This window comes from Shewanella sp. SG44-6, assembly GCF_014164185.1.
GTDB classification, from domain to species: domain Bacteria; phylum Pseudomonadota; class Gammaproteobacteria; order Enterobacterales; family Shewanellaceae; genus Shewanella; species Shewanella vesiculosa.
In genome coordinates this window covers 1-13943 of sequence record NZ_JACJER010000121.1, presented here as the reverse complement: position 1 = coordinate 13943, position 13943 = coordinate 1, and the positions used below count along the sequence as shown (strand labels likewise).

Annotated in this window: 13 protein-coding genes; 9 read left to right on the top strand and 4 right to left on the bottom strand. The window is 41.8% G+C overall.

All coding sequences use genetic code 11. The features are described from left to right. Window positions 1-13: 13 nt before the first annotated feature. Both H5185_RS17600 and H5185_RS17595 read left to right on the top strand, forming a co-directional pair. On the top strand, window positions 14-211 hold the full coding sequence (locus tag H5185_RS17600; protein WP_182742742.1) for a hypothetical protein: 198 nt from the start codon (window positions 14-16) through the stop codon (window positions 209-211). Between the two features lie 58 nt (window positions 212-269). Next, window positions 270-917, top strand: coding sequence for a DUF2959 domain-containing protein (locus H5185_RS17595; RefSeq protein ID WP_124017446.1), 648 nt, complete (start codon window positions 270-272; stop codon window positions 915-917). A gap of 114 nt (window positions 918-1031) precedes the next feature. On the opposite strand, the gene H5185_RS17590 is transcribed toward H5185_RS17595, so the two are convergent. Together H5185_RS17590 and glnA are read right to left on the bottom strand one after the other, a co-directional pair. Further along, the gene (locus H5185_RS17590) at window positions 1032-1502 is read right to left on the bottom strand and encodes an Lrp/AsnC family transcriptional regulator (RefSeq protein ID WP_124017445.1); all 471 of its coding nucleotides are present in this window, start codon (window positions 1500-1502) and stop codon (window positions 1032-1034) included. A 210-nt stretch (window positions 1503-1712) separates the two neighbouring features. Further along, window positions 1713-3122, bottom strand: coding sequence for a glutamate--ammonia ligase (glnA, locus tag H5185_RS17585; RefSeq protein ID WP_124017444.1), 1410 nt, complete (start codon window positions 3120-3122; stop codon window positions 1713-1715). A gap of 480 nt (window positions 3123-3602) precedes the next feature. Here glnA and typA point away from each other — a divergent pair, with 480 nt between their 5' ends. The 6 genes from typA (at window position 3603) to H5185_RS23300 (ending at window position 10809) form a co-directional block, all read left to right on the top strand. After that, window positions 3603-5414 carry a translational GTPase TypA gene (gene typA, locus H5185_RS17580; RefSeq protein WP_124017443.1) on the top strand — a complete coding sequence of 604 codons (1812 nt, stop codon included), beginning with the start codon at window positions 3603-3605 and terminating at the stop codon, window positions 5412-5414. A gap of 355 nt (window positions 5415-5769) precedes the next feature. Beyond that, the gene (locus H5185_RS17575; RefSeq protein ID WP_124017442.1) at window positions 5770-6081 is read left to right on the top strand and encodes a pyrimidine/purine nucleoside phosphorylase; all 312 of its coding nucleotides are present in this window, start codon (window positions 5770-5772) and stop codon (window positions 6079-6081) included. Between the two features lie 133 nt (window positions 6082-6214). Next, complete coding sequence (locus tag H5185_RS17570; protein WP_182742741.1) at window positions 6215-6739, top strand: DUF4124 domain-containing protein; 525 nt, start codon at window positions 6215-6217, stop codon at window positions 6737-6739. A gap of 139 nt (window positions 6740-6878) precedes the next feature. After that, on the top strand, window positions 6879-7916 hold the full coding sequence (gene glnL / locus H5185_RS17565) for a nitrogen regulation protein NR(II) (protein ID WP_182723068.1): 1038 nt from the start codon (window positions 6879-6881) through the stop codon (window positions 7914-7916). Between the two features lie 36 nt (window positions 7917-7952). Then, on the top strand, window positions 7953-9365 hold the full coding sequence (glnG, locus tag H5185_RS17560; RefSeq protein WP_124017439.1) for a nitrogen regulation protein NR(I): 1413 nt from the start codon (window positions 7953-7955) through the stop codon (window positions 9363-9365). Window positions 9366-9579: 214 nt separating this feature from the next. Further along, window positions 9580-10809 (top strand): sensor domain-containing diguanylate cyclase, encoded by a 1230-nt coding sequence (locus tag H5185_RS23300; RefSeq protein ID WP_182742740.1) that lies wholly within the window; start codon window positions 9580-9582, stop codon window positions 10807-10809. A 94-nt stretch (window positions 10810-10903) separates the two neighbouring features. On the opposite strand, the gene H5185_RS17550 is transcribed toward H5185_RS23300, so the two are convergent. Beyond that, window positions 10904-12280: a GntP family permease gene (locus tag H5185_RS17550; protein ID WP_182697720.1), complete on the bottom strand. Its 1377-nt coding sequence runs from the start codon at window positions 12278-12280 to the stop codon at window positions 10904-10906. Between the two features lie 137 nt (window positions 12281-12417). Here H5185_RS17550 and H5185_RS17545 point away from each other — a divergent pair, with 137 nt between their 5' ends. Further along, the gene (locus tag H5185_RS17545; RefSeq protein WP_182742739.1) at window positions 12418-12930 is read left to right on the top strand and encodes a gluconokinase; all 513 of its coding nucleotides are present in this window, start codon (window positions 12418-12420) and stop codon (window positions 12928-12930) included. An 82-nt stretch (window positions 12931-13012) separates the two neighbouring features. On the opposite strand, the gene H5185_RS17540 is transcribed toward H5185_RS17545, so the two are convergent. Then, window positions 13013-13882 carry a cation diffusion facilitator family transporter gene (locus H5185_RS17540; protein ID WP_182697718.1) on the bottom strand — a complete coding sequence of 290 codons (870 nt, stop codon included), beginning with the start codon at window positions 13880-13882 and terminating at the stop codon, window positions 13013-13015. Window positions 13883-13943 lie beyond the last annotated feature (61 nt).

The window sequence follows — 13943 nt, the reverse complement described above, 5'->3', positions numbered from 1 at the left end:
AGCTGCGAGCACATTGCCCGCAGCTGTCGCGAGTTTGTTTTTCCCGGGTTTAGGGCAGCTTTTACAAGGGCGTATCTTAGCGGCTTTATTATTTTTCTGCATTACTGCCGTTTGCTATTTCTTTTTTGTGCTGGTGATCCCTGCAATCATTGGTGGTCTATTCCATTTGTGGAGCATCATCGACGCTGCAAAATTTAAATCAGGCAGTTAATCAAATAATTAACCTCAGCGAAGTCTTTTTCGCCTCACACAATAAAAGAGACACATTGATGAAAAAATGGATATCACTGGCACTATTAAGTAGCAGTTTACTGTTGAGCGGTTGTCAAAGCGCCTACTACGGTGCAATGGAAAAAGTCGGCTATCACAAGCGCGACATTATGGTTGATAGAGTACAAAGCGCTAAAGAGTCGCAACAAGACGCTCAAAAGGAGTTTAGCTCTGCGTTGGCAGAAATGCAGGCATTATTGGCATTTGATGGCGGTGATTTAGAAGATGCCTACAATAAAGCCAAAGATGAATATGAGTCAGCTCAATCTGCAGCTGATGAAGTCAGCAATCGCATCGAGAAAGTCGAAGATGTCGCTGATGCATTATTTGACGAATGGCAAACTGAAATCGAAGAAATTAGCAAAGCCAGTTTACGCCGCAACAGCACCAACAAACTCAATGAGACCAAGCGTTCATATAACTCGCTGGTCAAAAGCATGCGTCGTGCCGAAGCAAAAATGCCACCCATTTTAACGGCAATGAAAGACAATATGTTGTATTTAAAACATAACCTAAACGCGCAAGCGATTGGGGCCATTAAAGGCGATTTTGCCAATTTACAAACCGACATATCCAGCCTGATTAACGACATGAACAAATCAATCGCTGAATCAAATAAGTTTATTGAGTCAATGGAGCAAGGCTAGTCATTAGCAAAAACATCAATTCAATACCCAAAAGCACTGTCTCTACATTCGTCATCTATGATGTTCTGACAGCTGCTTTGGAGATTGTTGAACTGATTGATATTCCAGGGTAGATCAATCGATCGGCGATTCATCTACCGGTAACGCAGTGCGGCTAAAAATTTGCTTTAGTACCACAGTGGTTTCAATACTCGCGACAAACTTGAGGTTACCAAGAGATTTCTTGATGAAGTGCTCATAGGAAACTAAGTCTTTAGCAACTATTTTGAGCACATAATCATAAGCCCCAGTCACTACTGCACACTCCATCACTTGTGGGAGTTGCGCCATAGTAGATTCAAATAATGCGGTTGATTGATCAGTATGCTCAGTTAAACGAACCGATGTATAAACCACCACATTCAAGCCTACCTTTAGCGGATCAACTTGCGCACCATAACCTAAAATAACCTTATCTTGCTCAAGCTTTTTGACTCGTCGCAAACAAGGAGTATCTGACATATTAACCTTGTCGGCTAATTCAGAAACAGCCATTCGGCCCTGACGTTGCAGTATTTCTAATAGCTTGAGGTCTTTCTTATCCATTGAACACATCGTTTTTGAGTGAGTGATTAACGGTATAAATATCACACTCTTGAGTGAAATCCTCTAAAAACTTACGTTATTCACAAAAATATCAAACAATTGCGCACTACAAAAAATAAGCCTGACAAGATTGTTATTTTTTCACATAAAAAACCCGATAAGTGATTATCGGGTTTTGTTGACTGATTTATTGCCGAAGCAATTGAGTCGTTACAAGCTGTAGTACATTTCAAACTCAAGTGGATGAGTAGTACGCGCTACACGCTCAGATTCTGCTGTTTTAAGCTGAATATAAGACTGAATAAAGTCTTCGCTGAACACGCCGCCTTTAGTTAAGAACTCATGATCCGCTTGTAAATTTTCTAGTGCGTTTTCTAATGAAGTCGCAACCTGTGGAATTTCAGCCGCTTCTTCAGCAGGTAAGTCATATAGATCTTTATCCATCGCTTCGCCTGGGTGGATCTTGTTTTGAATACCGTCAAGACCAGCCATTAGCAATGCTGCAAAACCTAAATATGGGTTTGCATGTGGATCAGGGAAGCGCGCTTCGATACGACGACCTTTAGGGCTTGGTACCACTGGAATACGAATTGAAGCACTGCGGTTACGAGCAGAATACGCAAGCATAACTGGCGCTTCAAAATGTGGCACTAAACGCTTGTAAGAGTTAGTGCTTGGGTTAGTGAATGCATTCAATGCACGAGCATGCTTAATGATGCCGCCAATGTAATAAAGAGCAAGGTCACTCAAACCAGCATACTTATCACCAGCAAATAAGTTTACGCCATCTTTAGACAAAGATTGATGCACGTGCATACCACTACCGTTGTCGCCAACGATTGGTTTTGGCATAAATGTCGCCGTCTTGCCATAAGCATGAGCCATGTTATGAACGACATACTTAAGAATTTGAATTTCGTCCGCTTTTTTAGTCAATGTGTTAAAACGCGTAGCGATTTCGTTTTGACCGGCTGTTGCCACTTCATGGTGATGCGCTTCAACCACTTGACCCATTTCTTCCAGCACTAAACACATTGCTGAACGTAAGTCTTGTGAAGAGTCAACTGGCGCAACTGGGAAGTAACCACCTTTCACCATTGGACGGTGACCAGTGTTACCTTCTTCATAGCTTTTAGCTGAGTTCCATGAAGCTTCTTTAGCATCAATTTTAACAAAACAACCTGACATGTCAGTACCAAAACGGACATCGTCAAATAGGAAGAATTCAGGCTCTGGACCAATCAATACTGTATCTGCAATACCAGTAGAAATGAGATACTGCTCAGCTTTTTTTGCAATTGAACGTGGGTCGCGATCATAACCTGTCATAGTACCAGGCTCTAAAATATCACAACGAATAAGTGCGGTTGTTTCTTCAGTAAAAGGATCAAGTACAAACGTTGTAGGATCAGGCATGAGTACCATGTCAGATTCATTAATGCCTTTCCAGCCTGCGATTGAAGAGCCATCAAACATTTTACCGTCTTCAAAAAATTCTTCATTTACTTGATGAGAAGGAATAGAAACGTGCTGCTCTTTACCTTTAGTGTCGGTAAAGCGTAAGTCTACAAACTTAACTTCTAACTCTACAAGTTGTTTTAAAACTGATTCAACTGACATTCTCAAGCCTCCGGTAGGGTAAAGGGTTGTCCCTTAATATAATCTTGGTATTCGCCAGATGGTGCATCTGGAAAACGAATCTGTACATAATGGTCTGTAATAAGCGATATTCATGCCACTTCGCTAACTAATTGATTTTATTGATATGAGACTTCTATCAAATCTTCAAAAAAATAAATCTGCACCATCTTCGAGCGCCACTATGTTTCATCATGGTGCAAAAGTCCATAATAGTGCACCCTGTAAATATGGCTATTTTAAACAATGTCACATTTTTGTATTACAGTATGGTTATGCTTAATATATAAACGTTTTATGCTGTTTTTTAATCCATAGCAAGCGATAGATTTACAAGTGTTCAAAAATAATCCTATCTACAAAAGCTGCTGTGAAGTAGAATGGCACGCTTTTTTACAGTAGCTATAACCTATAACTACTGTTAGATCCTTTTTTTTTATTTGCTGGTTTAGAGGTTTATCCGTGCTAGAGAATTTACGTAACATCGCCATTATTGCCCACGTTGACCATGGCAAAACAACCCTGGTTGACAAAATGTTGGCGCAGTCAGGAACCCTTGCATCTCGTGGAGAAGCTACTGAGCGGGTTATGGATTCTAACGATCTTGAAAAAGAACGTGGGATCACCATTCTGGCAAAGAACACAGCCATCCAGTGGAACGACTACCGTATTAATATCGTAGATACTCCTGGCCACGCCGATTTCGGTGGTGAAGTTGAACGTGTTCTATCTATGGTTGACTCAGTATTACTTTTGGTTGATGCAGTTGATGGTCCTATGCCACAAACTCGCTTTGTAACCAAGAAAGCATTCGCTCAAGGCCTTAAGCCAATTGTTGTTATCAACAAAATTGACCGTCCAAGTGCTCGTCCAGATTGGGTTATTGACCAAGTATTCGATTTATTCGTTAACTTAGGTGCCACTGACGAACAACTGGATTTCCCAATCGTTTATGCTTCGGCATTAAATGGTTTTGCAACCTTAGATCCAGATGTAGCGAGCGATGATATGACGCCGCTATTCCAAACTATCGTTGAGAAAGTGTCTTTCCCAGATGCTGATGCAGAAGCGCCATTCCAAATGCAAATTTCTCAAATCGATTATAACTCATACGTGGGTGTTATCGGTATTGGGCGTATTACCCGTGGTAGCGTTAAGACTAACCAACAAGTGACCATTATTGGCGCTGACGGTAAGACACGTAACGGTAAAATGGGCCAAGTATTAGGTTACATGGGTCTAGATCGTACTGAAGTACCAATTGCAAATGCTGGTGACATCGTTGCCATCACAGGTTTAGGCGAGCTTAAAATCTCTGACACTATCTGTGCTGTGAATGCAGTAGAAGCAATGCCACCGTTAACTGTTGATGAACCAACACTAACGATGACATTCCAAGTAAACACTTCTCCGTTCGCGGGTAAAGAAGGTAAGTACGTTACTTCACGTAACATTCTTGAACGTTTACAGACTGAATTAGTTCACAACGTAGCACTACGTGTTGAAGAAACAGAAAGTCCAGACCGTTTCCGCGTTTCAGGTCGTGGTGAATTACACTTATCGATTCTAATTGAAAACATGCGTCGTGAAGGTTATGAATTAGCTGTATCGCGTCCAGAAGTTATTCTAAAAACAATCGATGGTGAGTTATGTGAACCATACGAAACAGTTACTGTTGATGTTGAAGAAGATCATCAAGGTACCGTAATTGAAAAATTAGGTGTTCGTAAAGGCGAAATGAAAGACATGCAGCTTGATGGTAAAGGTCGTGTACGTATCGACTTCGTTATCCCAAGCCGTGGCTTAATTGGTTTCCAAACCGAATTCTTAACTGCAACATCTGGTACTGGTCTAATTTATCATTCATTTGATCATTACGGTCCACACAAAGGTGGCGATATTGGTCAACGCGCTAACGGCGTATTGATTTCAAACGCAACAGGTAAAGCACTAACATTCGCCTTATTCGCATTACAAGACCGTGGTCGTATGTTTATTGGTCACGCTGCTGAAGTGTATGAAGGTCAAGTAGTGGGTATTCATGCTCGCTCTAACGATTTGACAGTAAACTGTTTGAAAGGTAAGCAGCTAACTAACATGCGCGCATCAGGTACTGATGAAGCACAAGTATTGACGACTCCTATTACACTGACACTTGAGCAAGCTCTTGAATTCATCGATGATGATGAATTAGTTGAAGTAACTCCTAAGAACATCCGTGTTCGTAAGAGATTCTTAACTGAAAACGAGCGTAAGCGTAATAACCGCAGTTAATTACCATTAATGAGTGGCAACACTCATTAAGACCTAAAAAGCCCAGATGCCTGCATCTGGGCTTTTTGTTGCCTGATCTCTACAGGCTAAATGCAAAAGAGCCTAGGACGCTGCGCTGCTAGTACGCTTCGCGGCTAGAGGCTATAAAGTCAACAGCTTAACAGCGAAGTCACGCCCTAGCAGTGAAGCAACTCTAGCAGTACGCAGTCCGCCCTAGCAGCGAAGCGATTCTAGCTGTGAAGAAGTCACGCCCTAGCAGCGAAGCGACGCTAATGATACAAGATGAAAACATTTAACTAGATATTTCCGACAAACGCAGATAGATTCAACTCAAGATGATTTTTAAGGAGAATATATGAGTATGTTGCAACAGGTAAGCGTCGCTAAAAAAGCCAATGTGTATTTTAACGGTAAAGTGATTAGTAGAAGTGTGGTATTGGCTGATGACAGTAAACAAACTTTAGGTGTTGTGTTGCCTGGTGAATATGAATTTGCTACTGCTCAAGGTGAAATAATGCAGGTCATCTCAGGCGAATTTGAAGTGTTATTGCCTGGTCAAACTGAATGGGCAGTCTATGCTACAGGTACTCACTTTCAGCTTGCACCAAATGTGAGCTTTAGTATCCGTACGGCACAAATTTCAGAGTACTGCTGCCAATATATATAGGGTTATTGCACCTTAATAAACAATATTGATTTAATAGTGCCCGCTTACATTCAGCTTAAACAACACAGTTTAAGCTGATTTTTTTTATAAAAACGTCTACTCTAATTGAAACTATCGTTTTATGGAGTGCATTATGCGTATTCTCATCCTTATTGGTTTATTATTATTAAGCGCGCAAAGCCTCGCAACCGTTTACCGCTGGGTCGATGAAAATGGTAAAGTGCATTACTCAGATGAAGCGAAAAAGAATGCTGAAGCTGTTGATCTAAAAGAAAATACGCAGAATAATATAACCATTAACACTCCCACCAAAATCAACACCACTGAGCCAAAAGAAGCCCCAATTAGCTACTCAATCTCAATCACTTCTCCTCAAGAAGAGGCAACGATTCGAGATAATAACGGCGCGTTCACTGTATCAGTAAGTGTCTCTCCGGAACTGCCTCGCGGTGTGATGATGACATTATTGGTTGATGGTATTGTCACTGCACCACCTCAAGCATCAAATATATTTACATTAACCGGCATTAACCGAGGTGAACACTCACTGGTTGTTAATGCTGTAACACAAAGCGGCAAAGTCCTTGCATCAAGCTCTCCTAGAAAGATATTTCTTCACCAAGCATCTGTATTTGGACCCGCAAGAAAGTCCAAGTAAATAAGATAAAAATCAGTTTATTCATTAACTTAAAAAAATATGTGTGACTACTTATCTTAGTGAGAGCTTGTGTGTTTCGGGTTGCGAATTGCACCAATTCGGTGCAATATGATAGTGCAACCCTATACTAGGACGGCTAATGGACACAAATAACCTGCTCAATCACTTAGTTACCGCTGTGCTGGTTATTAATAATCAGCTCAAGCCATATTATGCCAATGCTGCTGCTGAACAATTATTGGGGGTCGGTAACCACAAGCTATTAGAACAAACGCTTCCTGAACTTTATCAGCTTATGGGAGTTGAGCCACAGTTATTGCGCGATGCCGTTAATGCCGGCCAAGGGCTCACCATTAATACTGCCGTATTGATTACCCTTGATGGTCAGCATCACACTGTTGATATTACCTTGATGCCAATTGAAAATGATAATAACCTCAGCATCTTAGAACTGCGTCAAGTGGATCAACAGCGGCGTATTCATCAACAGCTGAATATGGACGCGCAACAGCAAGCTGCACAGTTTTTGGTCCGTAACTTAGCTCATGAAATTAAAAACCCACTGGGCGGCCTTCGTGGTGCGGCACAGTTATTATCTCGAGAACTAACTTCACCTGATTTAAAAGAATTTACCACCTTAATCATCGAACAAGCAGATAGGTTGCGTAATCTAGTAGACCGCTTACTTGGCCCGCAACGTCCGACACAGCATACACAACAAAGTATTCATCAAGTCATTGAAAAGGTGCTTAAACTAATTGAAATGGCGCTGCCAGACAATATCCATTTAAAACGAGATTACGACCCGTCCATTCCTGACATTGAAATGGACTCAGATCAAATGCAACAAGCTGTATTGAATATTGTCCAAAATGCCATTCAGGCTTTAGAGCATTGTGGCGGAGATATTGTTATCCGCACTCGCACCCAGCATCAGGTCACGATTGGAACCCACCGCTATAAAGTGGTACTTGCATTGTCGATTATTGATAACGGCCCAGGTATTCCATCTGAACTATTGGATACCCTTTTTTACCCTATGGTTACCGGTCGGGATGAAGGGTCTGGATTAGGTTTATCCATTGCACACAACATTGCCCGATTACACCGCGGTCGCATCGATTGTATTTCGGTTCCAGGTCATACCGAATTTATTATTAATCTGCCATTACAATAACTAGCATGCCCTATGTAGGCAGAATGAGGTAGTAACATGAACATTAGTGAACAAGTTTGGATCCTCGATGATGATAGTTCGATCCGTTGGGTACTCGAAAAAGCTCTTAAAGGCGCATCACTGTCAACAGCCAGCTTTGCTGCTGCAGAATCTTTATGGCAAGCCTTAGAGGCATCTCAACCACAAGTCATAGTGTCAGACATCCGCATGCCAGGGACTGATGGGTTAACCTTACTGGATCGCTTACAGCTGCATTATCCGCATATTCCAGTGATCATCATGACAGCTCACTCTGACTTAGACAGTGCGGTGAGCGCATATCAAGCAGGTGCATTTGAATACTTGCCCAAACCGTTTGATATCGACGAGGCGATTAATTTAGTAGAACGTGCACTGACTCATGCCACAGAGCAAACACCTCAGCCGGTGATAGATACTTCGATTAAAACCCCTGAAATTATTGGTGAAGCACCAGCGATGCAGGAAGTTTTTCGGGCCATAGGTCGCTTATCTCGTTCGTCAATTAGTGTATTGATCAATGGTCAATCGGGTACAGGTAAAGAACTCGTTGCCGGGGCATTGCACAAACACAGTCCGCGTAAAGAAAAACCCTTTATTGCGCTTAATATGGCTGCCATTCCAAAAGATTTGATTGAATCAGAACTCTTCGGTCACGAAAAAGGAGCATTTACAGGTGCCGCGAATGTGCGCCAAGGTCGTTTTGAGCAAGCCAATGGCGGTACCTTATTTTTAGATGAAATTGGTGATATGCCAATCGATGTGCAAACTCGGTTATTACGAGTGCTTGCTGATGGACAATTCTATCGTGTTGGCGGCCATCAAGCTGTGCAGGTGGACGTTCGCATTATTGCTGCAACCCACCAAAATCTTGAAGTATTGGTACAAAAAGGCACCTTCCGTGAAGATTTATTTCATCGTCTCAATGTGATTCGAGTTCACCTACCGCCATTATCACAGCGTCGTGAAGACATTGCCCAGCTCGCTAATCATTTTTTAACCACAGCAGCAAAAGAAATTGGCGTAGAGCCCAAAATATTAACCAAAGCCACCGCAGTAAAACTGGCTAATTTACCTTGGCCAGGCAATGTGCGACAACTGGAAAATACGTGTCGATGGTTAACTGTAATGGCTTCTGGACAAGAAATATTACCACAGGATTTACCACCAGAATTACTCAAAGATCCGGTTAGCAGCCAACAGAAAACAGCTGGAGCAAGTGATTGGCAAACCGCGTTAACAGATTGGATTGATGAAAAGCTTGCTGCGGGTGAAAGTGATTTATTAACTGAAGTTCAGCCTGAATTTGAGCGTATCTTACTTGAAACAGCGTTAAGACATACTCAAGGCCATAAACAAGAAGCCGCTAAACGCCTCGGCTGGGGAAGAAATACTCTGACTCGTAAATTAAAAGAGCTATCAATGGACTAAAAGCAGAACTACACAATATAGCCATAATGATGTTATAACATTGTTAAGCTTATTGCTGTGGCAGCACTATTTTTGTCTAATTCTAATATAAAACATGATCTCAAATAGTCGACGTTACCGCATTTACACATGGCATTGACTTGGCTGCAGAAGCAATAGTATACGTACCATGAAAATTGCGGCCTAAAATGTAATATTCAACTAAGGACAGATTGTGAATTCTGATGCTCCTTTTGGTGTGGTTATTCATCAAGACTTTATACCACTGTATGCAGATGATAGTTATGCAAAAATCTTCGGTTATCAAACCGCTAAAGAAATCTTAGCGCTGAAAAGTATTTTAGAGTTAATCGATCCTGAACTACAGGATCTCGCGGCACACACTTACTATGCATTAATGAGTGGAATCGAAAAGCCTCAGGTGCGAAATTATATTAATCGTAACCGTCTTGGTATGACGATTAATGTATTAGCCATTGAACACCTTGTCGAATGGCAAGGTCGAACAGCACTGCAAATAACGATTGTTGATTTAACCGAAGTCACCGCACTCAAACAAGCTGTTGTACAAAGTGAGCATCGCTATCAACAGTTAGCTAATGGATCGGTGCAAGGTGTTTTGGTGCATCGCAACTTTAGCCCGCTATATTGTAATGAAACACTCGCGACCCTACTTGGTTACCCTAATCGCCAAAGTATTATGTCACTCAAATCGATTATGGGTATCATTGAACCTAGTTATCAAGCACAGCGAATAGAGGCTAACAATGCATTGCTAGCCAATACCATTACACCTCAGACTGTCGATATCCAGTGCTTGCATTCAAGTGGTCGTCTCATATGGGTAAAAATACTGGAGACTGTTATCAGTTGGGAGGGACAACCCGCCACTCAAATGACCATGCTCGATATTACTGAATCTTATTTGCTAAAGGACTTACTCAATAAGGAAATCTATATTGATTACCTTACCAAGGTGCTGAATCGACGAGGGCTATTGCATTTTAGTCAGCGATTAATAACCGATACCAATCTTAAACGTGAGCACCTTTATTGTTTATTGATCGGCGTAGACGATTTAAAGCAAATTAATCATTTATTTGGCCATAAAATGGGTGATAAAGCCTTAGTTAATTTTGCTCAACATTGCCAAAACAATCTAGGTGAAGTCGACTTAATCGCTCGTTGGTGTGGTGATGAGTTTATTGCCATCATCCAAGCTAATAGCAAAAAGATAGCCTTAAATGTTGCCGAGAATATTCGCCATAGCAACGACGATAAATCGCTAAGAGAACCAGAAACCAATAAGCCTATTCGTTTTAGCGCCAGTGTTGGCGTGTCGAACTGGCAAGTCGATGATACTATCGACAGTTTTATTTTGCGGGCAGATTCAGCATTAGAGCAAGCTCGATCCCAAATCACTAATCAACTTGTTTTTACATAATCTAAAGGCGATCAACACATTATATTACATGAACAAAAAGCCGCTACTGCGGCTTTTTAGTATCGAAAATATCAACCCCATCACTGGCTGATATTTACAACAGTATGCTTAGTGAACCCACAATGATAAAGGCAATAGTACCCAGTAGGGTTTCCATAACGGTCCACGTTTTTAAGGTGGTTTTTTCATCCATTCCCATTAAACGTCCAACCAACCAAAAACCGGAATCATTAAAGTGTGATAACACAGTTGAACCACCAGCAATGGCAATAACAATAAAACATAAATCCAAAGCACTTAATCCAGCGGTTGCCGCTACCATAGGCGCAATTAACGCCGCTGTTGTGGTTAATGCCACGGTTGCCGACCCTTGTGCCACCCGAAGACAGGTGGCAATGACAAATGCCGCAACGATTAGAGGCATACCTGTATGTGACAATGCATCCGCTAATGCCTGACCAATTCCACTTGCACGTAATACGCCACCAAACATGCCACCGGCACCCGTCACTAATATAACCGCGCAAATAGGCCCTAATGAGTCGCCACACAATTTCTCAAGCTGTTGCATACCATAGTCTTTGGCAAATACCACTAAACATACTAATAAGGTAATCAGTAATGCAATTGGCGTCTTACCCAGCATTCGCAGTAATTCAACTATTGGTGACTTACCATCGATAACGCCAGCAACGGCTAAGGTGTTTAGCCCAGTGTCCATAAAAATGAGTATCACAGGTAACAGCAAAATCGACATTACCGTGGCAAAGTTCGGGATCTTATCGACATCGATAATCGGAGCTGTACTGAGGAACACTTTTGACACGGGAATATCAAATTTTTTACCCGCATATAACCCAAATAAATAAGCACCAATATACCAAGTGGGGATCGCCACCATCATGCCAACAAAGAGCAATAAACCAATGTTAGCGCCGAGTAAATCCGCAGCCGCTACCGGTCCAGGGTGTGGAGGAACAAACGCATGCATCACGGCAAATGCACCGGCAGACGGTAAAGCATACTTAAGAGGTGAATCGCCAAAGCGTTTAGCAACACTAAAAATAATCGGCATCATCACAATTAGGCCGGCATCAAAAAATATTGGGAAACCAAATAATAACGAAGCAATACCTAAGGCTAATGGGGCTTTTTCTTCACCAAAACGGCAAATTAAACTATCAGCAAGCACTTTCGCACCGCCAGTTACCTCCAAAATCTTCCCTATCATAGCGCCAAGACCAACAAGCAAGGCAACAGAAGCTAAAGTGCCACCAAAACCCGCCATCATTGTTGGCACCACTTGATCACTATTAATACCACTGGCCAGTGCTGTTGCCACACACACCAATGTTAATGACACAAAAGCGTGCAGTTTCATTTTAATAATCAGTATTAATAACGCGATAATGGCTAGCGCAGCGATCATCAGCAAGTAAGTCGGGTCTGCGGTTGGTACTATTGTGTCCATACTATATTCCAAAGAGATTAATGAGAGTGCTAATTCGAATTCACAAACCTCAATGAGATCAGTAAACTCAAGACATAAACTGAGCTGAAAAAATAAGCCTTTAATTATATAAGCTTATATTAAGGAATGGTAAGAGAATGACAGGGAAATGCATTATTGTAATGGGTGTGTGCGCATGTGGTAAAAGCAGCGTAGGCGAACTGTTAGCAAAAGTGATGAATGCCACTTTTGTAGACGGTGATGATCTGCATCCGCAAGCCAACATAGAAAAAATGGCTCGAGGAGAACCCCTAAACGATGCCGATAGGGCACCTTGGTTATCACGTATTCGAGATTTGGCTTTCGAATTTGAAACCCAACATAAAACGTTGATCATTGGCTGCTCAGCACTCAAACAATCTTATCGAGATCAAATCCGTAAAGGTAATCAACAGGTCGGATTTTTATATTTAAAGGGTAGCTATGAACTGATTTTAGCGCGGATAATGGCAAGAAAAGGCCACTTTATGAAACAGAACATGGTCGATAGCCAGTTTGCCACATTAGAAGAACCCACTAATGAACCATTAGTGGTAACCGTCGATATTGATGCCAGTATTACAGACATAGTGCAGCAAGCTTTAGCACAATTTCGTGCACAGGGATTTTAAGCTAACACGACTAAACACTAACCTGTGCCAGCTTAAATACAAATATTGTTGAGCTGGCATTGATTACGATTCTCTAATCTCTCTACACCGGATCTTGGTGAATAATCACCTCTGCATCATCAAACGCCGCTTTAATCGTCAAGCCTGCTTTATCTGCTATTTCATGGGCATCATGCAATGATAAGTTACCCGCTAATTCCATGTGCAACTGAATAAAGGTCGTTTTCCCAGCCTGGCGAGTACGTAAATCATGAATGCCTTGGACGCGAGGATCTTGCTTAGCTAAGGCTTTAATTTTATCACGAGTCTCAGTGTCTAATTCGCGATCAAGCAAGCTTTGAACTGAACGATAACCTAACCCAAGCGCTTGATTGCCGATAAAAAATGCAATGAACACCGCAAACAAACCATCAGCCCACCACCAGCCATATTGCGCCAATATTAGAGCGAACAACACAGCCGCATTCAATAATAAGTCCGACTTATAATGCAACGAATCAGCTTCAACTAACGAGCTCTTAGTTTTTTTCAAAGCATGTCGTTGCAACAAAACAAGGGCAAATGTCATGACTATCGCAATAATAGTCACCACGATACCACTCATGGCATTGGTAACTGGTACTGGATGAATTAACTTTTCGCCGCCATACAATAATAACAACGACGCCGAACCTAAAATAAACGCAGCTTGCGCCAAACTCGCTAATGGCTCAGCTTTTCCGTGACCATATCGGTGATCTTTGTCCGCAGGAACAATGGCATATCGAATGGCAATAAAATTAACTATCGACGCGAGTGCATCAGCAAATGAATCCGTTAATGACCCCAACATACTGGCAGAGCCTGAATACAACCAAGCCAATAATTTGATCACGATAAGGCACAGTGCTGTAGCGACTGAAGCGCGGCTCGCTAATTTGACCCAAAAGTCATATTCAGATGATGTACTCATAAAGACGTTGTCGACTCTTTTTACAGATAATTTAACAGACCTTACTATAGCAAGTTAGCTG